General features: G+C 58.5%; 25 protein-coding genes. 13 read left to right on the forward strand and 12 right to left on the reverse strand.

Annotation, left to right across the window (positions count from 1 at the left end):
- Positions 1-66 precede the first annotated feature (66 nt).
- From ASC85_RS17900 to ASC85_RS17910, 3 genes are all read left to right on the forward strand, one after another.
- On the forward strand, positions 67-1,350 hold the full coding sequence (locus ASC85_RS17900; protein ID WP_162254879.1) for an MFS transporter: 1,284 nt from the start codon (positions 67-69) through the stop codon (positions 1,348-1,350).
- 119 nt (positions 1,351-1,469) lie between these two features.
- Positions 1,470-2,708 (forward strand): OprD family porin, encoded by a 1,239-nt coding sequence (locus tag ASC85_RS17905; protein ID WP_057450727.1) that lies wholly within the window; start codon positions 1,470-1,472, stop codon positions 2,706-2,708.
- 333 nt (positions 2,709-3,041) lie between these two features.
- Positions 3,042-3,638, forward strand: a complete 597-nt coding sequence (locus tag ASC85_RS17910) for a phosphoglycerate mutase family protein (RefSeq protein WP_177343175.1) — start codon at positions 3,042-3,044, stop codon at positions 3,636-3,638.
- Here the strand turns inward: ASC85_RS17910 and ASC85_RS17915 are convergent.
- The 3 genes from ASC85_RS17915 to ASC85_RS17925 all read right to left on the reverse strand — a co-directional run bounded on the left by ASC85_RS17915 (position 3,627) and on the right by ASC85_RS17925 (position 6,765).
- Complete coding sequence (locus ASC85_RS17915; protein WP_057450728.1) at positions 3,627-4,307, reverse strand: class I SAM-dependent methyltransferase; 681 nt, start codon at positions 4,305-4,307, stop codon at positions 3,627-3,629. The genes ASC85_RS17910 and ASC85_RS17915 overlap by 12 nt on opposite strands.
- A 63-nt stretch (positions 4,308-4,370) precedes the next feature.
- The gene (locus tag ASC85_RS17920) at positions 4,371-5,000 is read right to left on the reverse strand and encodes a LysE family translocator (RefSeq protein WP_057450729.1); all 630 of its coding nucleotides are present in this window, start codon (positions 4,998-5,000) and stop codon (positions 4,371-4,373) included.
- A gap of 217 nt (positions 5,001-5,217) precedes the next feature.
- Positions 5,218-6,765, reverse strand: coding sequence for a TerC family protein (locus ASC85_RS17925; RefSeq protein ID WP_057450730.1), 1,548 nt, complete (start codon positions 6,763-6,765; stop codon positions 5,218-5,220).
- A 407-nt stretch (positions 6,766-7,172) separates the two neighbouring features.
- Between ASC85_RS17925 and ASC85_RS17930 the strand changes: the two genes are divergently transcribed.
- From ASC85_RS17930 to ASC85_RS17965, 8 genes are all read left to right on the forward strand, one after another.
- Positions 7,173-8,306: an MFS transporter gene (locus ASC85_RS17930; protein WP_236712375.1), complete on the forward strand. Its 1,134-nt coding sequence runs from the start codon at positions 7,173-7,175 to the stop codon at positions 8,304-8,306.
- Between the two features lie 186 nt (positions 8,307-8,492).
- A complete protein-coding gene (locus tag ASC85_RS17935) occupies positions 8,493-9,347 on the forward strand; it encodes a MurR/RpiR family transcriptional regulator (protein WP_057450732.1) in 855 nt (284 codons plus the stop codon).
- 38 nt (positions 9,348-9,385) lie between these two features.
- A complete protein-coding gene (gene ddpX, locus ASC85_RS17940) occupies positions 9,386-9,925 on the forward strand; it encodes a D-alanyl-D-alanine dipeptidase (protein WP_057450733.1) in 540 nt (179 codons plus the stop codon).
- A gap of 161 nt (positions 9,926-10,086) precedes the next feature.
- A complete protein-coding gene (locus ASC85_RS17945; protein WP_057450734.1) occupies positions 10,087-11,667 on the forward strand; it encodes an ABC transporter substrate-binding protein in 1,581 nt (526 codons plus the stop codon).
- A 76-nt stretch (positions 11,668-11,743) separates the two neighbouring features.
- A complete protein-coding gene (locus ASC85_RS17950) occupies positions 11,744-12,760 on the forward strand; it encodes an ABC transporter permease (protein ID WP_003201952.1) in 1,017 nt (338 codons plus the stop codon).
- A 1-nt stretch (position 12,761) separates the two neighbouring features.
- On the forward strand, positions 12,762-13,643 hold the full coding sequence (gene ddpC, locus ASC85_RS17955) for a D,D-dipeptide ABC transporter permease (protein WP_013693388.1): 882 nt from the start codon (positions 12,762-12,764) through the stop codon (positions 13,641-13,643).
- A 2-nt stretch (positions 13,644-13,645) separates the two neighbouring features.
- Positions 13,646-14,635, forward strand: a complete 990-nt coding sequence (locus tag ASC85_RS17960) for an ABC transporter ATP-binding protein (protein WP_053179869.1) — start codon at positions 13,646-13,648, stop codon at positions 14,633-14,635.
- Positions 14,635-15,603, forward strand: coding sequence for an ABC transporter ATP-binding protein (locus ASC85_RS17965; protein WP_057450735.1), 969 nt, complete (start codon positions 14,635-14,637; stop codon positions 15,601-15,603). Before ASC85_RS17960 ends, ASC85_RS17965 begins: the two co-directional genes overlap by 1 nt.
- A 55-nt stretch (positions 15,604-15,658) precedes the next feature.
- Here the strand turns inward: ASC85_RS17965 and ASC85_RS17970 are convergent, their stop codons facing one another.
- The 9 genes from ASC85_RS17970 to ASC85_RS18010 all read right to left on the reverse strand — a co-directional run bounded on the left by ASC85_RS17970 (position 15,659) and on the right by ASC85_RS18010 (position 22,988).
- Positions 15,659-16,360, reverse strand: a complete 702-nt coding sequence (locus ASC85_RS17970) for a hypothetical protein (protein WP_057450736.1) — start codon at positions 16,358-16,360, stop codon at positions 15,659-15,661.
- Positions 16,361-16,475: 115 nt separating this feature from the next.
- A complete protein-coding gene (locus tag ASC85_RS17975) occupies positions 16,476-16,886 on the reverse strand; it encodes a YybH family protein (protein ID WP_057450737.1) in 411 nt (136 codons plus the stop codon).
- Positions 16,887-17,146: 260 nt separating this feature from the next.
- On the reverse strand, positions 17,147-18,388 hold the full coding sequence (locus tag ASC85_RS17980) for an MSMEG_0569 family flavin-dependent oxidoreductase (RefSeq protein WP_057450738.1): 1,242 nt from the start codon (positions 18,386-18,388) through the stop codon (positions 17,147-17,149).
- 32 nt (positions 18,389-18,420) lie between these two features.
- The gene (locus ASC85_RS17985; protein WP_057450739.1) at positions 18,421-18,747 is read right to left on the reverse strand and encodes an MSMEG_0570 family nitrogen starvation response protein; all 327 of its coding nucleotides are present in this window, start codon (positions 18,745-18,747) and stop codon (positions 18,421-18,423) included.
- 1 nt (position 18,748) lies between these two features.
- Positions 18,749-19,777, reverse strand: coding sequence for a sll0787 family AIR synthase-like protein (locus ASC85_RS17990; RefSeq protein ID WP_057450740.1), 1,029 nt, complete (start codon positions 19,775-19,777; stop codon positions 18,749-18,751).
- Positions 19,770-20,330, reverse strand: coding sequence for an MSMEG_0567/Sll0786 family nitrogen starvation N-acetyltransferase (locus tag ASC85_RS17995; RefSeq protein ID WP_057450741.1), 561 nt, complete (start codon positions 20,328-20,330; stop codon positions 19,770-19,772). Before ASC85_RS17995 ends, ASC85_RS17990 begins: the two co-directional genes overlap by 8 nt.
- Before the next feature lie 14 nt (positions 20,331-20,344).
- The gene (locus ASC85_RS18000; RefSeq protein WP_057450742.1) at positions 20,345-21,445 is read right to left on the reverse strand and encodes an MSMEG_0568 family radical SAM protein; all 1,101 of its coding nucleotides are present in this window, start codon (positions 21,443-21,445) and stop codon (positions 20,345-20,347) included.
- On the reverse strand, positions 21,438-22,394 hold the full coding sequence (locus tag ASC85_RS18005; RefSeq protein ID WP_057450743.1) for a Nit6803 family nitrilase: 957 nt from the start codon (positions 22,392-22,394) through the stop codon (positions 21,438-21,440). Before ASC85_RS18005 ends, ASC85_RS18000 begins: the two co-directional genes overlap by 8 nt.
- A 111-nt stretch (positions 22,395-22,505) precedes the next feature.
- Complete coding sequence (locus ASC85_RS18010; RefSeq protein ID WP_057450851.1) at positions 22,506-22,988, reverse strand: MSMEG_0572/Sll0783 family nitrogen starvation response protein; 483 nt, start codon at positions 22,986-22,988, stop codon at positions 22,506-22,508.
- Positions 22,989-23,386: 398 nt separating this feature from the next.
- On the opposite strand from ASC85_RS18010, the gene ASC85_RS18015 reads away from it, so the two are divergent.
- Positions 23,387-25,288 (forward strand): sigma 54-interacting transcriptional regulator, encoded by a 1,902-nt coding sequence (locus tag ASC85_RS18015; RefSeq protein WP_057450744.1) that lies wholly within the window; start codon positions 23,387-23,389, stop codon positions 25,286-25,288.
- Between the two features lie 227 nt (positions 25,289-25,515).
- Positions 25,516-26,247, forward strand: coding sequence for a hypothetical protein (locus tag ASC85_RS18020; protein ID WP_057450745.1), 732 nt, complete (start codon positions 25,516-25,518; stop codon positions 26,245-26,247).
- The last annotated feature ends 31 nt before the right edge of the window (positions 26,248-26,278 follow it).

Here is a 26,278-nt window from a genome sequence, read left to right on the forward strand (position 1 = left end):
AAAAAAATAACGAGGCGTGTCCGTCATCTTCGCTTGCTGCCGCAGGAACCTTCCATGGAAAAGACCATGACTGACTGCGTAACCACCGGGACAGGGCGCACGGGCCCGTTCAGTTGGTACGGCCCCCTGTCGAAAAATGAAAAACGTACATTCTGGAGCTGCAAGATCGGCTATGCCCTGGACGGCATGGATACGCAGATGCTGAGTTTCGTCATCCCGACCCTGATCGCGACCTGGGGGATTTCCAAGGGTGACGCCGGCTTGATCGGCACCTGCACGCTGCTGGCCTCGGCGGCCGGCGGTTGGATCGCCGGGATCCTGTCCGACCGCATCGGCCGGGTACGGACCCTGCAATTGACGGTCCTGTGGTTCGCATTCTTCACCTTCCTGTGCGGGCTGGCGCAGAACTACGAGCAATTGCTGGTGGCCCGGACCTTGATGGGCTTTGGCTTCGGTGGTGAATGGACCGCGGGGGCGGTGTTGATCGGCGAGGTGATCCGCTCCAAGGACCGTGGCAAAGCAGTGGGCATGGTGCAGGCCGGATGGGCGCTGGGCTGGGGAGTGACGGCGCTGTTGTATGCCGGGCTGTTCAGTTTCCTGCCGCCGGAAGACGCCTGGCGGGCATTGTTCATGATCGGCCTGGTGCCGGCGCTGTTTGTGTTGGTGATCCGTCGACTGGTCAAGGAGTCGGACACCTTCGAACATGCGGTGCGGGAACGCCAGGCCAAGCCGGAACTGGGCTCTCGCTGGGCATTCTTCGAGATATTTGCCCCACGGATGCTCAGCACCACGTTGCGCGCCTCGCTGTTGACCACTGGTGCGCTGGGCGGCTACTACGCCATTACCACGTGGTTGCCGACGTACCTGAAAACCGAGCGCGGCCTGAGTGTGCTCGGTACTGGCGGCTACCTGGCGATGGTCATCGTCGGTTCCTACATCGGCTACGTGACCAGTGCGTTGCTGACCGATGCCATTGGCCGCAAGAAGAACTTCATCCTGTTCGCCGTCGGCTCCATGGCAAACGTCTTGGCCTACACCCAACTGCCCATCGATAACACCTGGATGCTCTGGCTGGGCTTTCCACTGGGCTTCTTCGCCTCGGGCATCTTCGCCGGCATGGGCGCATTCCTGACCGAGCTGTTTCCCACCCGCATGCGCGGGTCGGGGCAGGGCTTCTGCTACAACGCCGGGCGTTCCATCGCGGCGTTGTTCCCGTTGTTCATCGGCGCGTTGAGCAACACCTTGCCCATCGGCACTGGGATCGGCGTATTCGCCGCTGGCGCCTATGGCGTGGTGATCCTGGCGGCGTTGAGCCTGCCGGAAACCCGCGGCAGACAACTCGAGTCCTGACCAGCCGTGACGTCCGCGCACAGCGCGGACGCCGCAACAACCCTTAAAACAACAACCATCGGACGCGATTGCAACGCCCCCGAGAGGGTTCGCTCGCGTCCATAAAAAAGGAGCATGACATGGGGCATTTCACATCCACCTGGTTTTACACACCCGCCGGCACGTTGCTGGGCCTGAGCCTGATCGGCGTGCCGAACGCCCAGGCCGACTTCATCGCCGACAGCAAAGGCAGCCTGGAGGCCCGCAACTTCTACTTCAACCGTGACTTCCGTCAGGAAGGGGCACGGGACAAGGCCGAAGAATGGGCGCAGGGCTTTCTGCTGCGGATGGAGTCGGGATACACCGCCGGGACCGTGGGTTTCGGCCTCGATGCCTTGGGCATGGCCGGTTTCAAACTGGACTCCGGGGGCGGTACGGCGGGCACCAACCTGCTACCAGCGGATTTGTCTGGCGGTTCGCAAGACCGCTATGGCGAACTGGGCCTGACCGCCAAAGTTCGTGTGTCCAACAGCACCTTGAAACTGGGAACGTTGCAGATCAAGGACCCTGCGGTGAGTTCCAACGACACGCGCCTGTTGCCAGGAACCTTCAAGGGCGGCTTGCTGAGCGTGCAGGAAATCGATCGTTTGAAGCTGACTGCCGGGCAACTCACGCAGATCAACTTTGTCGACTCCACCGATTACCAGGACATGACCGCCAACCGCATCGGCGGCAGCAGCGACAAGTTCCAGTTCGCCGGAGCGGACTATCAGTTCCTGCCGAACCTCACGGCGCAATACCGCTATAGCCTGTTGGAAGACATCTACCAGCAAAACTACCTCGGCTTCGTCCACACCCTGGACCTGGGCGCAGGCCAGTCGTTCAAGAGTGACGTGCGCTATTCGCGCAGCACCGAAGACGGCAATTTTCGCGAACTCGACAACCAGGCCTTCGGCGCCATGTTCACCTATAGCCTGGCGGGCCATGCGTTGGGCCTGGGCTACCAGCGCATGAGCGGCGACGATCCATTTCCGTACATCGGACGCAGCGATCCCTACCTGGTCAACTTCGTGCAGATCGGCGACTTCGCCAACATCGACGAGCGTTCCTGGCAAGCGCGCTATGACTACAACTTTGCGGCCATTGGCGTGCCCGGGTTGACCTTCATGACCCGCTACATCACCGGCGACAACGTCCAGCGCAGCGCACTGGGCGAAGGCAAGGAATGGGAGCGCAACACGGATATCGCCTATGTGGTGCAGGACGGCACGTTGAAGGGGCTGGGCTTGAAATGGCGCAACGCGACGGTGCGCTCGAATTTTGGCAACGACCTGGATGAGAACCGGTTGATCGTCAGCTACACGATGGCGCTTTGGTAAGCTCCCGGCAATTTCTGGCCAGAGCTTGCTCTCGCTGGGTTCTGTAGGAGCTGGCGAAGCCTGCGATCTTTTGATCTTTCGCTTCGATCGTTCCCACGCTCCTGCGTGGGAATGTCGCCAGGGACGCTCCGCGTTCCGCTTCTGGAAGGTGACGCAGAGCGTCACGGGATGCATTCCCACGGACGTCGCTCTAGTTCCCTGCGCGACAGCGCAGCGTCGAAGACGTGGCGGGGGCTCCCTCGCCACAGGTTCACCACTCCTTGAATAAAACAGCATTGCACTCGATCAATGGCGTCGTTGCCTGTATACAGGTGCGCTTCGAAAGGGATTTTCATGCAAGACAAGGGAGCTGTTGCTGTGATTTACCTGATACGCCATGCCACGCCGCTGATCGATTACAAACCCTGCAATGCGTATGCAGCCAAGCTGCTGCTGGATGAATACAACCAGACCTCGTCCATCGATGAGGGTGAGATTGCCGCATTCCTGAGTCAATCGGACTTGTCCCAAGCTCTTTTGGCGACCGAAGCCAACATCATTTCCTCGCCCGTCAATAGAGCCTACGCGACGGCATGCCGGCTATTCGAAGCCACACGTATCCAACAGGATGCTCGACTACGTGAATACGACCTGCGGCTGAGCAGCATTCCCGTCTTGAAAATGGGCGTGAGGCATTGGTTCGCGTTACACAGGATCCTGTGGTTGCTGGGGATTTCACTGGGGGCTGCCAGCCGAAAAGCCGAACACCAGCGGGCGCTCGGTGTCGCCGATGAGCTTTACAACAGCTGCGGCGAACCGGGGAAGGCCACGATCGTTGTCTCTCACGGCATGTTTCTCAGAACCGTCAGGAAAACCCTGCAAAAGCGCGGGCTGCAGGCGCGCAGGGTTTATCGCTCGGGGTGTTTTACCGTCGAGTCGCTAACGCCATGACGGGGATTGCTCGGCCACCAGCAGTAAAGACTGCGGCATCGGGCTTTGTGGATGTTGCGGTTCCTGCAGGACCACCAATCGGAAACCGGCCATGTCCAGGGCATTGAGCCAACTGGACAAGGTGCGGAAGTACCACGGCATACGTTGCCATTGGCCTTTGAACCCATCGAAGGTCTCTTCTCGCCAACCGTCCTGATAATCGCCCGCCGCCACGGTCCATGGATGCAGCGTCTGAACCACCAGCGCGCCGGCTGGGCTGAGCAGGGCATTCATCGCAGCGAGCAAGGGGATGATGTCCTGGTGCAACAGGGCGAAGTTGGCGCAGATCAGGTCGTAGCCGCTGCCGACGTCCACCTTTGCCTCCACCAGCGCGTCATAGCTTGCCAGATGCACCGGCGAGGAACCCGCCGCCCGCGCCGCATCGACCAGCGTCGCGTCGCCATCCACACCCACCGCATCGATGCCCCGTTCAGCCAGCGCTCGCAACAGCCAGCCTTCGCCGCAACCCAGATCGAGCACGCGCTCGGGCTGGCGGCTCTGTACCGCCAGTAGCATGGCCTGGTTCGTGACCGTCAGCCGGCTTTCGATGGCACCCGTGCGGATGGCTTCGATCCAGGATTGGGCATTGTGATGCCAGCTTTGGAGGAGGGTGGTTTCCGAAGACGACATTGATCCAGCTCCGCAATGGATTGGCTAAGCATAGGCCAATCGCTGGCGCAGGGAAGCCAGTGGTCAAAGCGGGCGGTCAAGAAACAACAGGCGTGCGGCCAGCGCTGCCATGACCCCGGCAAAACCATACGTGCCCAGGCGCCTTGAAATCCCTCCGCTTGCCAGCTTCGCCCTGAGCAGGGCGGCGCAAACACCCAGCAAGGTATGGAAGATGAGGGCAATCAGTGCCAGCAATGCTCCGAGGAAGATCAACTGCAGGGTCACACCGCCGGCCTTGACGTTGACGAACTGGGGCAGGAATACCATGAAGAACAGCAGCGCCTTGGGATTCAGGAGGCTGTTGAGGGCACCTCGGCAGAAGATTTTCCACAGCGAAGCCGCCTGAAGCTGGCTATTCTGAGTCGCTGCCGGAGTCCTCAGTGCTTGCCAGGCAAGCCACAGCAAATAACCGGCCCCGGCCAGACGTAGCAGATCGAACGCCGGCGCCCAGCTCATCACCAGCGCACCAATTCCCGCGCTGACCATCATCGTCATCAGCCCGTCCGAAAAGGAAATGCCAAGGGCGGCGGCAATGCCGGCACGCCAGCCGTGGGCCAGCGCATGACTGGTGACAAAGGCCATGTTGGGTCCCGGTACGATCAGCAAAAGCACAACGGCAACCACGAACAGGTAGAGATTGGCGGTATCCGGCATGGGGGGCGCTCCGAGGGATGAACCATGACAGTAAGCGAATGGCGAGGAGAGTGTCAGTTACAGTCCGGGCTTATCTGATAGCAACAGTCGTTTCTCGCGATGCATCACGGTAATCGCTAAACTGCTGGCCCGAATTTCGACGATCCCGACGCGAGCTAATGTTGGACGCCACCGCGTAGAGAATAAACAAGGCCGCAAATGCGGCCTCGTCTTGCGCTTATTCCTTACGCAACAGCACCCTGGTTACCCGACGCTCTTCAACCTCCATCACGGTCATGCTCCATCCTTGCCAACTGAGCGTGTCGCCAATGATCGGCAAACGATCCAGCAGGCTCATCATCAACCCGGCAAGCGTCTGGTAATCCTCCGTCGCTTTCGCCTGGAAGCCGATGTGCTCGCGAACCTGACTGAGATTCAGGGCACCGCTGACGAGGAAACCCTCGTGCTGGGGAACAATGTTCGGGCCTTCGATTTCACTGGCATCCGGCAGTTCACCTGCAATGGATTCCAGGATGTCGGTCATCGTGAGAAGCCCCACGAAGTCACCGAACTCGTTCACCACGAACGCGATATGGGTCGACTCCTTACGCATTTGCTCCAGTGCATTAAGGATCGTGAAGCTGTCCAGCAGGTTGATGGCTTTGCGCGCCATGGCCTCCAGATTCGGCTGATTGCCCGCGAGTATTTCCTTTAGCAGTTCTTTCTTATGGACAAAGCCAAGCGGCTCATCCACGCGTCCTTCCCGGATCAATGGCAAGCGCGAGTAAGCAGAGTGCATCAGCGTCGTACGGATTTCTTGTGGAGCATCTGCCAAGTCGAGGTGGTCAATTTGCGCACGAGGCGTCATCACGCTGCGTATCGGCCGCTCGGCCAATTGCAGCACGCCACTGATCATGACCCGTTCGCGCCGATGGAAAACCTGTTCGGGTTCGTCGCCTTCAAGCATGTCGGCGATTTCCTCGCCGACTTCATCGGCCCCCAGCTTTTGGCCGCCCAGCAGGCGCAACACCGCATGGGCGGTACGTTCGCGCATCGGTCGAAGACCTTGCAGGCTTTTCTTGCGACGCGAGCGCGCCAACTGGTTGAACAGTTCGATCAGGATCGAGAAACCAATCGCGGCGTACAAGTAGCCTTTTGGAATATGGAAACCCAGGCCCTCGGCAGTGAGGCTGAAGCCGATCATCATCAGGAAACCCAGGCACAGCATGATGACGGTAGGGTGGCCGTTGACGAATTTGGTTAGAGGCTTGCTCGCGATCATCATCAAGCCGATGGAGAACATCACCGCGATCATCATGACCGACAGGTGCTCCACCATGCCCACGGCCGTGATCACCGCATCCAGGGAAAAGACCGCGTCCAGTACCACAATCTGCGCAACGATAGGCCAGAACATCGCATAGGCGGCATTGCCGGTACGTTGCGCCACGTGGCCCTCGAGTCGCTCATGCAACTCCATGGTTGCCTTGAATAGCAGGAACACACCGCCAAACAGCATGATCAAGTCCCGGCCCGAGAACGTCTTGCCGAAGACCTCGAACAGTGGGTTGGTCAACGTCACCATCCAGGAGATGCTGGCGAGGAGACCAAGGCGCATCAGCAATGCCAGGGACAGGCCGATGATACGGGCGCGGTCGCGCTGCTCGGGCGGAAGTTTGTCAGCCAGGATGGCGATGAATACAAGGTTGTCGATGCCGAGCACCAGCTCCAGCACGATCAAGGTCAGCAGGCCCAGCCATGCCGTGGGGTCAACGATCCATTCCATGGGTTATTCGTTCCCTCGGATGATCAATGCAAGGGAAGGGGGCTGCAACGCACATGTGCAGGCCATAGGGGCGCAGGAGAGAAAACGGTTCTTCGAAAGGCGACTGGGAGGTTCCTGAAGGGTGTTCATACAAACCTGGAAATAATTGGGGAAGAAATCCTACAACGGTTTCTAGCATTTCATACGAGGCGATTTATTACAGGATCTGACAGGGCGGCGATCGATGGGACAGTTGTGCATCGTATCTAGTTGTGCATCGTATCTGCTTCGGAGTAGAAGGGACCGAGCCAATCCGCGCAGTGCAGGCGGCGCAGTGGGTTTACGATGACTCAGCAGATGAACAGGGATGGACATTAGCGATGGGTAACTCAGCCTTGCGGATATGGTGTGCAGTCAGTGTGCTGTGCATGGCCTCATTCACGATGGTCACTTCCGAATTCGCGCCCATTGGTTTGTTATCGCAGATATCGACAGACCTGGATCAAACCCCGTCTACCGTCGGACTGACGGTAACGTTGTATGCCTGGATCGGGGCTGCCAGCGGCTTGTTGTCCAACTGGTTGAACCGCTGGATCCCCCGCAAGGCGTTGCTGATCGCATTGATGCTAATGCTGGCCGTATCAAACGGGCTGGCGGCGTTATCCCCTGAATTTTCGACGCTGCTCGGTGCGCGCGCCGTCGGCGCATTGGCCCATGGTGTGTTCTGGGCAATCGTGGCAGCCACTGCCGCGCATATCGTGCCGTCGCAACGCATGGGGTTGGCCACCTCGATTGTCTTGGGCGGTATCACGATCGCCACTGTAATGGGCGTTCCGCTGATCAATCTGGTGGGGCAATACAATGGTTGGCGTACGGCGTTCGTATGCCTGGCCTTGATGTGTGTCGTCAGCGCCGGTGCGATAACACTGGTGCTTCCTTCCATGCAGATTCATTCCCTGGCCAAGGGGGGCGGGTTTGCAGCGGTGCTGCGGCGCAAGGATCTGTTGATCACGTACGTCATCACCGGACTGACAGCGGCTGCGCATTTTGGCGCCTATACCTTCGTCGAGCCGTTTATTGGCCAGGTACCTGGTATCACGCCGTACTTGATTGCCACCCTGCTGTTTGCTTTCGGAGCCGCAGGTTTTCTTGGCAACCTGCTTAGCGCTTTTTTCATTGATCGCTACTTGAAGGCCTTCATTCTGGTGGCGTTGGTCGCGATGGCATTGGCCTTGGTGACCTTGGGTGTCTACGGTCCGTTACTGAGTATCGCGCCGGTGATTATCTTGCTGATGGTCTGGGGCGTCGCTATTTCCGCCTTGTTCACCGGCCTGCAGACCTGGGTCTTGAGAATTGCCGGCGATCACACGGTGCCGGCCACCGCGGTCCATACAGCCGTGCTGAATGGCGCGATCGGGTTGGGTGTGATTATGGGTGGGGAAACGCTGAATCTGGCTGGGTTCAAGGGGGCGATGCTATCGGCCAGCGTGGTGATTGTCCCGGCTATTGTCCTGATGATTGCCGCAGGAGCACGGGCTCGAAAAGAGCCCGTTTTTTCCTGAACAGAGGGGAGTAGAGATTCGTTTCCCTTCAAACTCAACCGCGTTGTGCCCCCCCCCCGCCAATCACCGCAGGACGTCTGCTGAAAATAGTCATTGTATTGCCTCGAAATCGAATGTTATTGTTATAACACTGTAGAAATTAATGACAATACAATAACATTTCGCGTTCGGGAGCTCTGAAAATCCATGGAAAAGAACAGCTTCCTGCAATTGCTGGAGCGAGAGTTCTCCAACCTGACCCCGACTGGCAAGCGGATCGCCAGTTATCTGTTGGGTAACCCAGAACAGCTTCCGTTCGAGTCGGCCGATAGCATCGCGCAGCAGACCTCCACCACTGGAATTTCCGTAGGGCGCTTTTTTCGATCCCTTGGCTACCAGAACATCGATGAAGTCAAACAGAGCTTGCGCGTTGAAACGCCAGCGTCGTGGCTGATCACCGATCGCATCGGCGCCTTTCGTGCCGAAAGCAATCAGCAAGATGCTCTTGATCGTTCCCTGAGTCGCGAGATCGAGGCCATTCGATATGTCTACGGTCTGGCGCGCAGCGACGCCTTCGCCGATATCGTGCAACGCATCTACGAAGCCGATGCAGTATTCATTCTCGGCATTCAGTCCACTCGAGGGATTCTCACAGCGTTCCATAGCCACCTTGAGTACATCCGGCCCAAGGTCTACTACGTCGATGGTCTGTCCGGCATTTACGCAGAAACCCTGAATTCCGGCTTCGCCAATCCCTACGCAATCATTGCGGATTTCCGTGCTTATTCCAGCGTGACTCAGACTTTCTGCGACGCGGCCATAGACAACGACGTCCCATTGGCCCTAATCACCGACCTGCAATGCTCCTGGGCCCGAGACTACCCACTTGACCTCTTGCAACTGAAAACCGATGTCGGGCAGTTCTGGGATTCACCTGCGCCATTGGCCTGCCTGTTGAATCTCATGGTGTCGGCCGTCGCTGAGAAATACGGGGATCGACTCGATGAGCGCTTGGCCAAGAACCGTCAATTGCAAAAAGCTTTCGGTCAGTTCGAAGGCTGATCTTCATCGTCCCACTGAATCCCAACTGGAGTATTGGCGTGAACAACAGCCCCCTTGTAGAGATCGATGCCCAGCGCTACCAAGTGCAAATCGATTTGATCTACGCCGGTGCAGACAACCTGGCAGGAAGAGTGATTTATCCAAATGCGCGCTGCCTGTTACATCGCCAGGCTGCCGACTGTTTATACAAAGCCAGTCAGCTCGCGCGTCAGGCCGGGTTTACCCTTCGCATCTATGACGCCTATCGGCCGCCTTATGCCCAGTACCTGTTGTGGGACGCGCTGCCAAACAACGACTACGTGCGTGACCCACATTTGGGCTCCCATCACAGCCGTGGCGTGGCCGTGGACCTGACTCTGGTCGGCACTGATGGCGAGCCGCTGGATATGGGGACTGAATTCGACGCAATGGAAGAGAAATCCCACCAGTTCTATCCCGACTTGCCAGTAGACGTGCAACGCAATCGACTGCTGTTGGTGGGAATCATGCTCGCCGCCGGCTTCCAGGCGATTGCCACCGAGTGGTGGCATTACGAACTTCCGGATGCCGACGATTACCCCTTGCTGGAAGACGTTTAAACCACGGATTTACCAACAGATAGCACCGCGCAGCCCACGCTCAGTGCGGCTGATAACAATAACAAGACAGCGTTACTTACGTTTCACCTGCAACTGCCCGGTTATAGCTTTTATAAAAAACCTGACGTACTTCCCTCTATCGAATGATCAAGGAAACCGGCATGAACCCAATGAACACCGTGACCTGCAAACCCTTTCCCGGCGCCGGCAAGCTATTGCTGAGCATTTTGTGCAGTGCATTGAGCCTCGGTGCCTGGCAGGCTGCGACAGCGGCTGTACCACAAGACACCCTGGTCATCGGCAAACCCGCTGATCCCCAGACCCTCGACCCGGCCGTGACCTTCGATAACAACGACTGGACCATTACCTACCCGTCGTACCAGCGCCTGGTCGGCTACAAGGTCGAAGGCGATAAAAGCAGCACCGAAGTTCAGGGTGACCTGGCCGAGAGTTGGACCGTTTCTCCGGACAATCTGGTCTGGGAATTCAAAATCAAACCTGGCAACAAATTTGACGACGGTGCCCCTGTAGATGCCGCCGCGGTGAAGTTTTCCTTTGATCGCTTGATGACTCTCAAGCAGGGACCTTCCGGTGCATTTCCGGAGGACATGGTGGTCACGGTTGTCGACCCGCAGACCATCCGGTTCACCCTGAAGACGCCTTTCTCGCCGTTCCTGTTTACCCTGGCCCACAACGGTGCGTCGATCATCAACCCCGCTGTGGTCAATAAAAGCGCGGACGTCAACGCCTGGCTGTCGAGCCATACCGCAGGCTCCGGCCCCTTCCGCTTGAGCAACTGGCAAAAAGGCCAGTCGCTGACCATGGAGCCGAACACCTACTTCGCCGGTCCCAAACCTGCGCTCAAAACGGTGGTCATCAAGATCATCGGTGAGCCCTCCGTGCGTCGCCTGCAGTTGGAGCGGGGGGACCTGGACATCATCGAAGACATGCCCGAAGACCAGCTCGGCGTTCTTGCCAGCAAGCCCGGCGTGGTGGTGAAGGAGTTCCCGTCGCTACGGGTCACCTATCTCTACCTGAACAACAAAAAGGGCCCACTGACCAGCGTCGATGCACGTCGCGCGATCACCGAAGCGGTGGACTACAACGGCATCGTCAAAGGCATTCTCAGGGACAAGGCCAAGCTCCTGAACGGGCCAATCCCGGACGGCATGTGGGCGTATGACAGCTCGTTGCCGCCGATGAAGCAAGACATGGCAGCCGCCAAGGAAAGCCTGGCCAAAACGCCGCAGAAAATTACCAACCTCAGCTACATGTACTCGGACAAGGATCCTAACTGGGAACCGATCGGCCTGACCCTGCAAGCTGCATTGGCGCCACTGGGCATCAACCTCAAGCTGGAAAAGCTCGCCAACGCCACGCTGCGTGAGCGCGTCGGCCAGGCGGACTACGACATCGCCGTCGGTGCCTGGAGCCCGGACTTTGCCGACCCGTACATGTTCATGAACTTCTGGTTCGACTCCAAGATGCAGGGCCTGCAGGGCAACCGCTCGTTCTATAGCAACCCGCAAGTCGACAAGTTGATTCGAGAAGCGGCCGCTAATAGCGACACCGCCAAGCGCGTCGAGCTGTACCAGACCGCGCAGAAAATGGTGCTCAAGGACAGCGTCTACGCCTACCTCTACCAGAAGAGCTACACCTTGCCGATGCGTGATTCGGTCAAGGGTTACGTGTTCAACCCCATGCTCGAACAGGTGTTCAACTTGGGCAGTATGAGCAAGTAAACCGGCTCCCTCGCGCTGGCCATTCGTGGCTGGCGCGGCTTCTGATTTTCGTCGCGGGTGCTACTGAGGTGCCAAAATGGCCTTCCTGACTTTGTTGCGCAAGCGCCTGCTCGGCCTGTTGCTGGTCGTGTTCGGCGTTTCGCTGATTACCTTTGCAATTTCGCACCTGATCCCGGGTGATCCTGCCCGACTGATCGCTGGCGACCGTGCCAGTGATGCGTTGGTGGCAGGCATACGTCATCAACTGGGATTGGATCTGCCGCTGTATCAACAATACGGTCGTTACCTGATGGACCTGGTGCAGGGAGACCTGGGAACCTCGATACGCACCAGCCGTCCCGTGCTGGAAGACTTGCAGACGTTCTTCCCGGCAACACTGGAGTTGGCGCTGGTAGCGCTGGTGCTGGCGATCCTGGCCGGCGTGCCGCTTGGCGTGCTATCAGCGGTTTACCACAATCGGGCGATTGACCAGATCGCCCGCACGCTTGCAGTCACCGGCATTTCAACGCCGGCCTTTTGGCTCGGCCTGGGCGCAATTGTTCTGTTCTACGGTCATCTGGGTTGGTTGCCGGGAGGAGGGCGGCTGTCCGAAGGGCTTGCTCCGCCGCCGACAATCAGCGGTTTTTATCTGCTCGACTCGCTGCTCGCCGGTGAGGGCGCGCTGTTTCTCGATGCCGTCGAGCATCTGATTCTGCCGGCGGCGACCCTGGGGTTCGTGACCTTGGGCGTCGTCGCACGGCAGATTCGTTCAGCCATGCTTGATCAACTCGGCGAAGACTATATCCGCACCGCCCGCGCCTACGGCCTGTCCCGTTGGACTGTGATCCTGCGCCATGCACTGCCTAACGCGCTCATCCCTTCGGTGACAGTCCTGGGATTGACCCTCGGAGATTTGCTGTATGGCGCGGTGCTGACCGAAACGGTCTTCGCCTGGCCCGGCATGGGCGCCTATGTGGTCAAGTCGATCCAGTCGCTGGACTTCCCGGCGGTGATGGGCTTCGCCATTCTGGTTTCGTTCATCTATGTGCTCCTGAACATGGCCATCGATATTGTGTACCGCGTGATCGACCCACGCATCGGCGAGGTAAGTTGAAATGTCCGCTACCCTGATGGCTACGCGCCGCCCGCGCTGGAACGAAAAATTCGCCTATCTGACCTACCGCATCCGCCGCAGCCCGCTGACCATGGCGGGCCTGGCGATCACCTGTATCGTCTTGCTGTGCATGATCTTCGCCCCTTGGCTCGCCAGTCACGATCCCAACGCGCTGAACTTGGCCGAACGCCTGGCGCCGCCTTCCAGCAGCCATTGGTTCGGCACCGACGAAGTCGGCCGCGACCTGTTCAGCCGCGTGTTGTTCGGTAGCCAGCAGTCGGTGGGGGTCGGTCTGTTCGTGGCTTTTGCATCCTGTTTTATCGGCGGGTTGCTGGGGTGCTTTTCCGGGGTCATCGGTGGTCGTTTCGACGCATTGATCATGCGCCTGATGGACATCATGCTGTCGGTGCCATCGCTGGTGCTGATCATGGCCTTGGCGGCTGCGTTGGGCGCGAGCCTGTTCAACGCGATGCTGGCGATTACGCTGGTACGAATTCCTTCCTATGTCCGGCTAGCCCGCGGCCAAGCCTTGAGCATCCGCGAGATGGGTTATGTCAAGGCCGCCCAAACCTTCGGGGCAGGGCGCTGGCACCTGGTGCACTGGCACGTGGCACGTAACGCAATGCCGCCATTGCTGGTGCAGTTGAGCCTGGATATCGGCAGCGCGATCCTCATGGCCTCGGCCTTGGGCTTTATCGGCCTGGGAGCGCAGCAGCCTACGGCCGAGTGGGGCGCGATGGTCGCCACCGGGCGCAACTACATCCTCGATAACTGGTGGTACTCGACCTTTCCCGGCCTGGCGATTCTGATCACGGCCACCGGGTTCAACTTGCTGGGCGATGGCGTACGCGATCTGCTCGACCCACGGCAACAGGGGAAATGACCATGCATGCGTCGAGTCCAGTATTGTCCATCGACAACCTGAGCCTGGAGTTCCCGGCTTATAAAAACAACGTCAAAGCCCTGAACGGCGTGTCGCTGCACGTCAATCCCGGGGAAATCGTCGGCGTCGTCGGCGAGTCCGGATCGGGCAAGTCGGTCACGGCCATGCTCAGCATGCGATTGTTGCCCGAGCGCAGCTATCGCATCACCGCCGGCAGCCTGAGCATGCTCGGTCGCGACATGCTGGCAGCGCCTGAAAAAGAGTTACTGACGATTCGCGGGCGCGATGCCGCGATGATTTTCCAGGAACCGATGACCGCCTTGAACCCGACCCGGCGCATCGGCAGGCAAATGCTTGATGTGATCATTCATCACCAGAAAATCAGCGCCGCCCAAGCCCGTCTCAAGGCGATCGCACTGTTGCGCGACATGCACATAGCCAGTCCGGAACAGGTATTGGAGAGCTATCCTTTCGAACTGTCTGGCGGCATGCGCCAGCGGGTGATGATCGCGCTGGCGTTCTCCTGCGAGCCTCAATTGCTGATCGCCGACGAGCCGACAACGGCCCTCGACGTGACCGTGCAACGCCAGGTGTTGTTGCTGTTGCGAGAAAAAGCCAGGCAGCGGGGCACGGCCATCTTGCTCATCACCCATGACATGGCGTTGGTTTCGCAGTTCTGCGACCGGGTCTACGTCATGTACACAGGGGCAGTGGTCGAGGAGGGCCGCACGGCGGATGTCATGGGCAATCCGCAACATCCCTATACGCAAGGTTTGCTCAGTGGTCTGCCGGAAATGGTCGAGCCGGGCCAGCCGCTGCTGACCATTCCCGGTCAAGTGCCGAACCTGGCCTCTTTGCCCGTGGGCTGTACTTTTCAGGAGCGGTGTACGTACGCCATGCCGGTGTGTAGCAAGCGCCCGAATCTCAACACCATCAACGGTAATGACCAACGTAAAAGCGCGTGCTGGTTACCGGTCAAGGAGCTTTCGTGATGAACAGTGCCGTCCTTCAACCCATCACCCAGATGGCGTCCACGATTCTTCAACTTGACGATGTCCACGTTCGTTTTCCCGTGAGCAATGACTGGTTGGGGCGGCCGCGCGGATATGCCCACGCCTTGAACGGTATTGATCTTATGGTGCGGGCAGGCGAGACCCTGGGCATTGTCGGCGAGTCAGGTTGCGGCAAGAGCACCTTGGCCCAGCTGTTGATGGGCCTGGTGCCGCCCAGCAGCGGGGAGATTAACTGGGCCAATCGCAGCGGTGAAGGCCGCAGCAACGTTCAGATTGTTTTCCAGGATCCACAATCGTCCCTCGATCCGCGCCTGCCTATCTGGAAAATCATCACCGAACCGTTATACGCCCGAGGCCATGTCAGCCATGCGCAAATGCGCGATGTGGCCGCCAGGGTCGCGGCCCAAGTCGGCATCCGCCCGGAGTACCTGGACCGCTTCGCACATCAGTTTTCCGGAGGGCAGCGTCAGCGCATCGCCATCGCCCGAGCCCTTTCGTCAGACCCGGATATCATTGTCCTGGACGAGCCCACATCGGCGCTGGACATCTCGGTTCAGGCGCAGATTCTCAACCTGCTGGCCGAGCTGCAAAGTGCCCGCAATCTGACTTACATCCTGATTTCCCACAACGTATCAGTGGTGCGTCATATGGCTAGCCGGGTAGCGGTGATGTACTTGGGGCAAATCGTTGAACTGGGCAGCGCGGCTCAAGTGCTCGATCAGCCACGTCACCCCTATACCCGTTTGTTGCTCGAGGCGGTACCACGACTGGGCGTGCCTTTGCACGACGAGCAAGTCGCCGCGCCTACCGAATTACCAGGGAACCGCCGACTACCGAGTGGCTGCTTCTTCCGCGAACGGTGCAATCTATGCACCGTTGGCTGCGAGAAGCCTCAGGCCTTGCTGGGGGATGAGCAGCAGTGTGTGCGATGTCATTTACAGGATTGAGTCACTGGCTTCGTCAATCCCCAGACCTGAACATCGCATAGGCGGCATTGCTGGATTATTTAAGATACGCCATGCGTTTTTTTGCGATGTAGCAGTCATTGGTATCAATAGCCTTCTGGTAATACTCCAAGCGCTTCGAGCGATTGCTATCGCCTTGTAGCCGATAGATTTCCGCTTGGTAGTCACGAACATTACCCCACTGCATGGCGAGGCCGACAGGTTCCTCAGGCTTGCATTCAAGACGGACAACAGGCTGTGGAAAATATTTTTCGTAGAGCGGCATGCGGGTTTCTATAGCCTGTAATGCTTTTTGGTACTCGGACCTATCAGTGGATGCCAGGCACCAATGTGCAATTTCAAGTGCCGGTGGAGCAAAGCCTTGAGCGAGGCTTCGTTCAAACAAGGGGCAAGCTTTTTCCTTGATCACTTCGCTCGGAGATAGCATCGCGTAGATCAGTCCGAGGCGATATTGGGCTACGGGATGATCAAGGGCCGCTGCTTGCTCAAGCAAAGTGAAGGCTGGCTTGAGTAGTGCACCGCCTTCTTCCGCTAAGTTCAGGGAGTGCTGTCTCTCCTCTTCGCTTGTCGTTGGCGTATCAGCTGTCACTGCTACGAGCTTGTCATTTGCTTGTAGCAGGTACGGGACAGCTTCCTGGTAGAGGCTCTCTCCACGAGGATCTATATGCAGTGTGCTGGCTACGCATAATTGCGGCAGCAGACACGCTATCAGGGTGTAGCTCCGACAGTTGGGGGACACGGATTTGCCTCCAGGCGTTAACTATTTGGGCGCGGTACAGGTCAGTAGGCTGCCATTTCTCGCGTGCGGACCTTGGTTACCAGCTATTGGGTAAACACCATTGCGTTTCAATACCCTACGATTCAATGACCCCATCCAGCAACGCCGTCCCATAGGAATTGTCCACCACACATAGCCACTTTTCCGATATCTGTCGAAATACATAGGTGGCCCGGCGCATGACTTCAGTTTTCGCACCTGACTTATCAGTGGCCTGTAGCAGGGTCTCCATGATAACAAGCGCTACATCACCACCGAGTATGACCTGCATCTCCCCCTGAGTGACTACGATGCTGTGGTTGAAGTGCTCCGCAATGGCGACAAATGCTCGGCGGATGCTCTCTTTGCCTGCGACTGTCAGCCCTGGTTTGACGACGAGACTTGCGTCATCCGCATAAAACCTCATCAACTCGTCGAAATTTTCGGCCGTAATGGCGCGGTCAGCGGCTTCGATCGTCTCTTTGATAGTTTGGGCAAGCGTGTCCATTCCTGTGCTCCTGATTAGCCTCAGAAACAGGAATGAAAAACCCCGCTTCTGAGGCGGGGTTTGGCATATCGTGCGCAGTCCCACCCTCTAAGTGAAGGTGGTAATAATTGAATTTGTGCAGGGGAAACTGTAGTTCTTCATGGCAACAATCTGCTGTATAGAGCTCAGAAAATCAACCGTATAGGCACGCCTTACGGATATCACGCTCAACCATGTCCACCAAGCCGAGATGTCCAGATTATCTACACTGCCTCTTCATCCTACTGCCCAGGACTGCATCGTTGCGCCGCGGCCAAATGTTCCACCACGTATTGCGCGTCCCGGGCGACCCCCGAGAACCGACCGGACCCCCAGGTGTGCAGCCACGGAAGACCCAGGAAATACAAACCTTGTCGAGCGGTGACGCCGCGGGTATGGCCGGGGTAGCTGCGGCCGTTGAAAACCGGTACATCGACCCAACTGAAATCAGGCTGGAAACCGATGCACCAGATGATGCTGGTGATGCCGCTGCCCGTCAGGTCCAGTTCACTTCTTTCGGCTTGCGGCACCCAGAGCGGGGCGTAAGGCGTGCCGACCGGTGCATCGATGGCGTGTTCGGCAATGTATTTGTCGATACTGGCGTTGATGCGGTTGTACACCGCATCGGCGGCATCCAGGTTGGCCCCAAGGTCAGTGGCAAATTTCAGTGTGGTGCCGTCCAGGCTATCCAGTCGTCCGAACAGTTCCATGCCTTCGCTGGCAAAACGGCGCAAGTCGATATCGCGACCGCCGTCACGCCCGGTGACGTAGTGGTTGGTGTTGTCGCGCACGCCTTCGCGCAGCGGATGGGTGTCGACGCCGATGTCGTAGTAACCCATCTCTGCCAGCCAGTCGACCACATCCTTACCGCGATAGAAACGTGCGCAACGCGGTGCATCGCCGACGGCCAGGAACACCTTGCGTCCGGCCAGGTGCAGGTCTTCGGCGATCTGCGCACCGGACTGCCCGGAGCCGACCACGAGCACGGCGCCTTCGGGCAGGGCGTGTGGGCTACGGTATTGCTCGGAGTGAATCTGGGTGATCTCGGCCGACAAGCGTTCGGCAAGACGCGGGATGATCGGGGTGTGATAGCCGCCGCTGGCGACAATCACCTGATCGGCCGTGAAGTCACCCGCCGAGGTACTGAGCAGGTAACCGCCCTCGGGGCGTGCGGTCATGCGCTGTACGGCGACGCCTTCTTTGACCGGCGCGTTGACCTTGGCGATAAAGCCGTCAAGGTACTTGATGATTTGATCTTTTTTCATGAAGCCATGGGGATCATCCCCCGTATAGGGGTGACCTGGCAGGGCGCACTGCCAGTTTGGCGTCACCAGGCAAAAGGCATCCCAACGCTGGGTGCGCCAGGTGTGTGTCAACGTGTGCTTTTCCAGGATCAGGTGATCGATGTCCTGTTGTTGCAGGTAGTAGCTGGCTGAAAGTCCAGCCTGACCGCCGCCGACGACGATTGCTTTGTAGTGAGTCATGTTGAAATCCTCTTGAGGTATAAACCGGACGGTCAGATGTCGCCGAAGCCTGAGTAGTGAACCTTGCCGGCTCCCTGGTTCTTGATTTCCAATACTTCAACCCGCGCGTCCGGATCGGCGAAGGCACGGGCCATCAAGCGCAGGCCACCCAGGCTGTCCATGGCCGAGCTGCAGTAGAAGCCCTTGACCTGCTTGACTCGCTCCGAGGCCGCGTTCAGACCGGTTTCTGCCCGTCGCAGAAACTCGGCCATGACGTAGGAACGGCCTTCTTCGAGGTGCTCGTAGATGGTGGTCGACGGTGAGTAGGCGTTGCTTTCCTGGCCATCGGGCCAGCGCAGGCGAATATTGACGGCGGGCATGTCAGTGTTCCTTTGAAACGACGGAATGAAGAAATTCGGGGTAGCTGAATCCGGTAAAAGCCTGATCGGCCAGGTTCCAGAACTCGTGGTGTTCATGGCCCTGGCTGACGCGTAGTCGGGCGCTGTCATCGACTTCGCCGATGCACGCGCAGTGCACGCCTTCAAAGGCAAACGCGGCCTCGACGGTAGCCAGATCCTTGCGGTCCAGAGTGAGCAGGAAGCCATAGCTGGGGAAGGTCTGCAGCCAGCGCTCCATCGCCGCGTCGGCGGGTAGGGGCAGGGCGTCCAGGTCAATCCGCGCGCCACAGCGGGTGGGCTCCAGCAGCATCAGTAACGTGCCGAGAATCCCGGCATTACTGATGTCCTTGGCGGCCAGTAGCAGGCCGGCTTCGGCCAGGCGCGGGATGACTTCGAGTTTTTCTTGCAGGCGGGTGCCGGGGACGTTTTCGAAGGCTTTCCAATAAGGCGCATTGCCGTGCCATTGACCGTCGAGGTCCACGGCCATGGCGATGACCTGGCCCGGTTCGACGTGCAGGGTCGAGAGTAAATTGCGTGCCCAGCCAGTGATCGCCACCGCCAGTGCCGTGGGATTGCCCGGTGCCTGGCTGGTGTGACCGCCGGCCATGATCAGGCCATAGGCCTCGCAGGCGTCACGGATACCGGCCAGCACACGGTCGGCGGCCTGGCTGTCATGGTGCCAATAGGCATTGACCACTGCGCTGGCGCGACCGCCCATGGCGGTGATGTCACTGACGTTGGCCATGACGGCCGACCAGCCGGCGAACCACGGAGCCTGTTCGACAAAGGCCGGGATCATGCCCTCGATGGCGAGCAGTTGGTACTGGCCACCGCAGCGGATGGCCGCCGTGTCGTCGCCCGGCAACGCATAAAGATCGTCACGGCTGGCCGCGTGCATCGGTAGTGCCCGCGCCGGGTTCTGGATCGCTTGCTTGGCGTGCATTGCTGGCGTGTCACGCAGCCTTGCGAGCATGCCTTGCAGCGGTGTTGGCGCGAGTATCGGGTTAGTCATGACGACGCACCTTGCGTGGCAATAGCGCAACTTGCCGGGGCATGAAGGGATAGCGATCCAGTTGTGCTTGCATCAGGCAATGCGGGTGACCGAGCAGGTCGATGGGCTGTAACGTTTGCCAGTGCAGGCTGTGGAAATAGCTCTCGTTGGCTTGTTGCACAGTCGCCAGGAAGGTCCGGCAGCCGAGATCGATGGCACGCGACACGGCTTCGTTGACCAGCGCCTTGCCGATCATCCCGTGACGGCGATAGGCCCGCTCGACACACAGGCGCCCGCCATACCAGACACCCGGTTCGGTTTCGTAGATGCGCACTGCGCCGATCACGTGCTCGGGCATGCCGCAGTGATGCGCCACGGCCACAATCGGGATCGCCTGAAAATCTTTTTCGTCTTTGTCCTGAGCCAGCAACTGCTGCTCATCGGAGAACACGGCACGGCGCAAGGCGTAATAATCCTGGCGCTCCCAGGCATCGGCAGCGGGCTTGACCAGCAGGTCATCGGCGAGAAAGTCGGCAAAGGTGCCGTCGATCAGGGCAAAGGCATGTTCGGCCATGGCGTGTACTCCCGTTACTCGTGGTGTTTCAGGGCCGAGCAGGCGCCGCATTTGGCGCAGCCGGCGTTGATGTTGGCCGAGTGCAGACCATGCTTGCGCAGGCTCGCGCCGATGCGCGGATAGAGCCGTTGCATGAAGGCACTGTCGGGCTTGGGGTGATGGGCCAGAGGCGTGCCGTCGATGGGCACGAACGGCACGACGAAGGGGTACACGCCGACGCTGGCCAGCCGTTCACTCATCTGCGCAATGGCGTCTTCGCTGTCGCCCAGGCCGGCGAGAATGTAGGTGCTGACCTGGCCGCGACCGAACACCTGGACGGCGGCATCGAAAGCACTGAAATAACGCTCCAGCGGCACTTCGGCCTTGCCCGGCATGATGCGTTGACGCACGGCGTCGGTGACCGCCTCCAAGTGCATGCCCAGCGAGACCACGCCGCTATTCTTGAGGCGCTGGAACCAGGCATCATCGTCCGGCGGCTCGCACTGGGCCTGGATCGGCAGGTCGACGACGGCGGTCACGGCCGCGGCGGATTCACAGAGGATGGCGGCGCCGCGGTCGGACGTCTGCGGGGTGCCGGTGGTCATCACCATGTGCTTGACGCCGTCCAGTTCCACAGCGGCCTTGGCGACTTGAGCAAGCTGTGCCGGGCGCTTGCGAGCGATGGTTTTACCCGCCGCCAGAGACTGGCCGATGGCGCAAAACTGGCAGGAGGTGACGGCCTCGTTCATGCGGATGCAGTGCTGCAGAATCGTCGTCGCCAGCACGTCCTTGCTGTGCAGGGTGGCAATCTTCCAGTAAGGCGTACCGTCTTCGGTACTCAAGCCATAAAAGTTCGGCACCCCGGGCAACTGCACCTGGCCGACTTGAAGACCTTCGCGAAAGATCAGCGCCTGGCCGCCAGCCGCATCCGGGATGGCGGAGTAGGGCGAGTCCAGTGAGGCGTGATTGAGCATCGGCACCATGGCGGTGTATTCGCCCAGGCTCAATGCCTTGTGGTCCGAAGGGCCGGCACCGCCTTTGCGTGACAGGCCATCAGCGCCTTGCCAGCGAACGCCGTGACATTGCAGTTCTGCCAGCAGATCGCTGCGAGATGAGGAGGCGATCAGGTTATTCATGGGCCTGCCCCTCGAAGCTTTCGTGCCGCTCGTGCAGGTGAGCAGCGGGGCGCCGATCAATCAGCAGGCTGAGCAGTTCGGGGCGGCTGTAATGGCCCACCGAGTCCATCATTCGCTTGCGTTTATTGATCAGGTTGAAGTCGAGGTCGGCAATCACCACGCCTTCACCACTTCGCAGCGGCTCACCGAGCAATTTGCCTTCCGGCGAGACGATGGCGGTGAAGCAGCCACCGGAAATAGGCTCGATGGCGCAACCGGTGTCAGCCATGATCCGGGCCTGTTGTTCGGCGTCCAGCCACGCCGTGGCATTGACCACGAAGCATCCGGATTCCAGGGCGTGGTGGCGGATGGTGACTTCAATCTGGTCGGCGAAGATCTGCCCGACCAGCGAGCCTGGGAACATCGCCGCGTGAATTTGTTCGCCATCGGCCATCAGCGCATAGCGCGCCAGCGGGTTGTAATGTTCCCAGCAGGCGAGTGCACCAATGCGGCCGACGGCGCTGTCAGTGGCGCGCAGACCCGAGCCGTCACCTTGGCCCCAGACCATCCGTTCGTGGTAAGTGGGCGTGATTTTGCGGCGATGCTGGATCAGCGTACCGTCGGCATCGAACAGCAATTGGGCGTTGTAGATCGTTCCGCCATCGCGTTCGTTGACGCCGATGCAGGCGACGATTCCGGCTTCGCGGCAGGCTTCGCCCAGTTGCCGTGTCGCATCGGACGGTACGGTGACCGATTGTTCAAGCAGCTGCAGGTGTTCTTTGCCCATCGCGAAGGGCGGCTGGACGAAAGAGAAATAGGGGTAGTAAGGAACGACGGTTTCCGGGAACACAGCGAACTGAACGCCATTGCGACCCAAGTCCAGGAGCGTGTTGCAGAGCTTGGCCACCGTGGCGTCACGGGAATACAGCACCGGACTGAACTGGACGGCGGCGGCGCGGATGGTAGGCATGTCAGGGGTTCCTGTCAGGGTGGTCGACTGAGCTTTCGGTGCCTGCGATGACGCGCTCGAGGTCGTCATCGCAGGCCAATCAGGCTCCTTGCACGAACTCGTATGCCGCTATTACGCCGTCCAGGTATCGATGATCATTGCGCCTTCACGGCGCATCAGCAGGCGCAGGTCCATCACGTCCAACGGGTTGATTGGGCGGATACCTTCGATCAGGCCTTTTTCGGTCTGGCCATACAGGGCTTGCAAGGCGAAGCGACAGGCGTACACCTCACCGCCTTCGGCCATGAACGCCTTGATCTGGTTGTTGACGGCCAAATGGCCAGGGAAGGCTTCGGCGCCGAGGGTCGGAAAGCCTCGCTGTACGCCCAGTTGTACGCCGGGTCCGTAGAGCAGGATTTTGGTTTCGAAGCCTTTGCGCAGCAGGCGTTTGGCTTGCAGCATGTTGACCAGGCCGATGGAGCCTTCGAAGGCGATGGTGTGGAAGGTCAGCAGGGCTTTTTCGCCCGGTTCGGCTTTGACATCCTCGAAGACTTTCTCTTCGTAATTGACCAGAAAGTCGCCGTCTTGGTAATAGGCAATTTCCACGTTTGGCATGTCGTCGTCTCCGTTATGGTTGCTGTTATCGATGGCCGGGATCGGCTGATCGTTGCAAGGCATAGAGCGAAGGACGTGCCAATATTTGAACGCAAGCTGAAGATGCTTTTATCTATATGAAAAATATAGATATTTTATTTATCCAAGGTCTGTGGGAGATCACGCGGGGCCGGCGGAGAAGCTACGTAATTACGTAGAAATACGATTATTCGTAGTGGATTTAACGAGAGTTCGTATGGCTGGAGTGGCGGGGCGCCTGTGCAGGCCAGACACCACGGAAGGTGTCCTACTCGGTATCTGGTATGGCTTTTTTAGAGCGATCTGATCCTATCGAGATATTACGAACTTCCGTATAAATACCTTTTTTCGACACCTGATCGTTACGAGATTTCGTAGGCATGAGCGATACCGACTTCCTCAACGGCTGGGCCGATCTGGCCTATTCCTCTCGTCATATGGTGTTCGAGCATTGCGCCGAAGCCATTGCCTTGCTCAACCCTTATGGCGACCGGTTCGGGGACTTGAACATTGCCACGTGCCAGCTGTTGGGCTACCCCCGTCAGGAGCTGCTGGAGCTGCCCGTCAGCAAGCTGTTTGGCCATCAGTTGGCGGACTTGATCGTCTTTACTCAGGCTGTGATGGACAAGGGCCGCGGCTGGACCGACGAGCTCAGTTGCAACTGCAAGAGCGGCGAGCGTATCGAGCTCGAAATATCCGCCACGGTTCTCAGCGTCAAAGGTGAGCAGCAGCTGATTCTGGTGCTGCGGGAACAGAGCAAGCAACGCTACCAGCGCGACCAGGCGGAAACCGAGCGCACCATGCGGGGCGGCCTCATTGAGTGGCGCAACATCATGAACTTGTTCCAGGAAACTGAACGAGATAAGCAGTTGCTACTCAGTTCGGTGGGGGACGGTATCTACAGCATCGACAGTGAAGGGCTGGCCACCTTCGTCAATCCCGCCGGCGCCCGCATGCTGGGCTGGGCCCCCGAAGAGATGATCGGTAAAAACATCCACCGTATCCACCACCATACCCATGCCGATGGCAGTCACTATCCGGTAGAAGACTGTCCGATCTACAAAGCGGTACATGACGGCCTGGTGCACGAGGGGCGGCAGGAGGTGTTCTGGCGGCGCGATGGCAGCTGCTTTGCAGTCGAGTTCACCAGCACGCCGGTGATCAGCGATAGCCGGATCGTCGGAGCTGTGGTGGTGTTTCGCGACATCACAGAGCGGCGCACGACAGAGTTGCAACTGCAAAACGCCCTGGCTGAACTACAGGCGCTGAAGCAGCGGCTCGAAGAGCAGAACGCCTATCTGCAGGAAGAGATTCATATCGAACACAACTACCGCGACATCGTCGGTCAGAGCGAACCGATTCTGAAGATCGTACGGCAGATAGACGTGGTCGGTCCGACCGACGCCAACGTACTGATCCATGGTGACTCCGGCACGGGTAAAGAACTGATCGCCCGGGCCATTCACCAGGCCAGCAAGCGTCGGGATCAACCGCTGATTCGGGTCAATTGCGCGGCGATTCCGGCGGAGTTGTTCGAAAGCGAGTTTTTTGGCCATTTGCGTGGCGCGTTCACCGGCGCCGTGCGTGACCGGATTGGCCGTTTCGAATTGGCCAACGGTGGAACCTTGTTTCTCGATGAGATTGGCGAGATTCCCCTGGAGCTGCAGAGCAAACTGTTACGCGTGCTTCAGGAGGGACAATTCGAACGGGTGGGCGAAGAACGTACCCGCAGTGTCGATGTGCGCATCATTGCGGCCACCAATCGTGATTTGCGCGCTGAAGTTCAATCCAAGCGTTTTCGCGAAGACCTGTTTTTCCGGCTGAATGTCTTTCCTGTCCATTCGCCGGGTTTGCGTGAGCGTCGCTCCGATATTCCCTTGCTGGCCTCGCATTTTCTCCAGCTTATCGGCGCGCGCTTGAATATGCCCGGACACCGCTTGAGCAAGGGTGACATGGCACGCCTGCAGGCCTATGACTGGCCGGGCAATATCCGCGAACTGCAGAATGTCATCGAGCGTGCGTTGATTACCGCAACCGGCGCGGAATTGAACATCGACTTGCCCAATGCAGCGGCGTCCAGCCAGGTCGATGTGGTCGAGGTCAATCCGCGAATAATGACCGAGCAGGAGTTGCGTGCGCTCGAACGGGATAACTTGTGCGCGGCAATGTCTGCCTGCGGTGGCAAGTTGTTCGGCAAGGACGGGGCTGCCGAGCTTCTGGGAATCAAGCCCACAACGCTGGCGTCGCGCCTGAAAAAGCTAGGCATTGTGGCAGTCGTTTGAGAATGGCTGCATAGGGTAACCAGGCAGAATCTGAAATATATTGTTACGTGTAATGTATATTATGTTAAACGAGATATGGGTAGATGTTTACTCCTTCGCCTGAGCCGTCTGCCTCCTATCTCCCCCTCAGCTCGAAAGACCAGAACGCTTAAGCATCAATAGCTGCCAATCCACAGGCTTGACTAGAATCTCTTCGACAAGGAGATCCTTCGCGTGGAGCCAGCGCTATGTGTGATGATGGCAACGACGACAACACCCCTAAACACTCACGAATCGTGATATGTCCATTTTCAGGACAGTCCAAGCAATGGGTCAATACGAGGGAAAACTGGCGGAAAGCCAGGCGCTCAAAGATTGAAGCCAACACCGAAAGGACCGACCTGGCCGACTATGAATTCTTCACTTTCGATGGGCCTTCAAAAAAAAGGCTTAAAGAGCGTTTGCAGAGCTGCATAGGCCCTGACGAGGTCATCTACATTTTCGGCCATTGCGCTCCTGGAAGCATTGAATTATCCAAGGAAGTCTCTGCTAGCAGCGAATCCATCACTGCCTTTGCCCTAGCTAAAATTTTAAAAGATGGAGTCTCGTTGAATAAAAATTTTGCCGGGAAGATAAAAATTTATGGCTGTAACTCGGCGTTGCCAAACGGCGCCAAAAAATCTTTCGCTCATTCATTTGCCTGCATCATGAAGCTCTACCATTATGATAACTGCGAGATTCATGGATACGCCGAAACGCTCGTGGATGGTTACGTAGGCGCGCATAAAATTGCCACTAGCGACAGCGCATTGGTTAAAGCGCTAAACACAATGATTCAGAAAGACGAAGCTTTCGGCTCCGGAATAGATGCCACGTACAATGAGGACCATGCTTTGCGCCCCAGTAAGTTTCGGCAGAACATGGAAGTCTCCGACGAAATGGCGCGCGAGTTCTACAACGAACTTAAATCAAACAAATAAAACAGGGATTTCGTACCTGATACTCCGTTTG

Source organism: Pseudomonas sp. Root401, from assembly GCF_001425105.1.
GTDB classification, from domain to species: Bacteria; Pseudomonadota; Gammaproteobacteria; order Pseudomonadales; family Pseudomonadaceae; genus Aquipseudomonas; species Aquipseudomonas brassicacearum.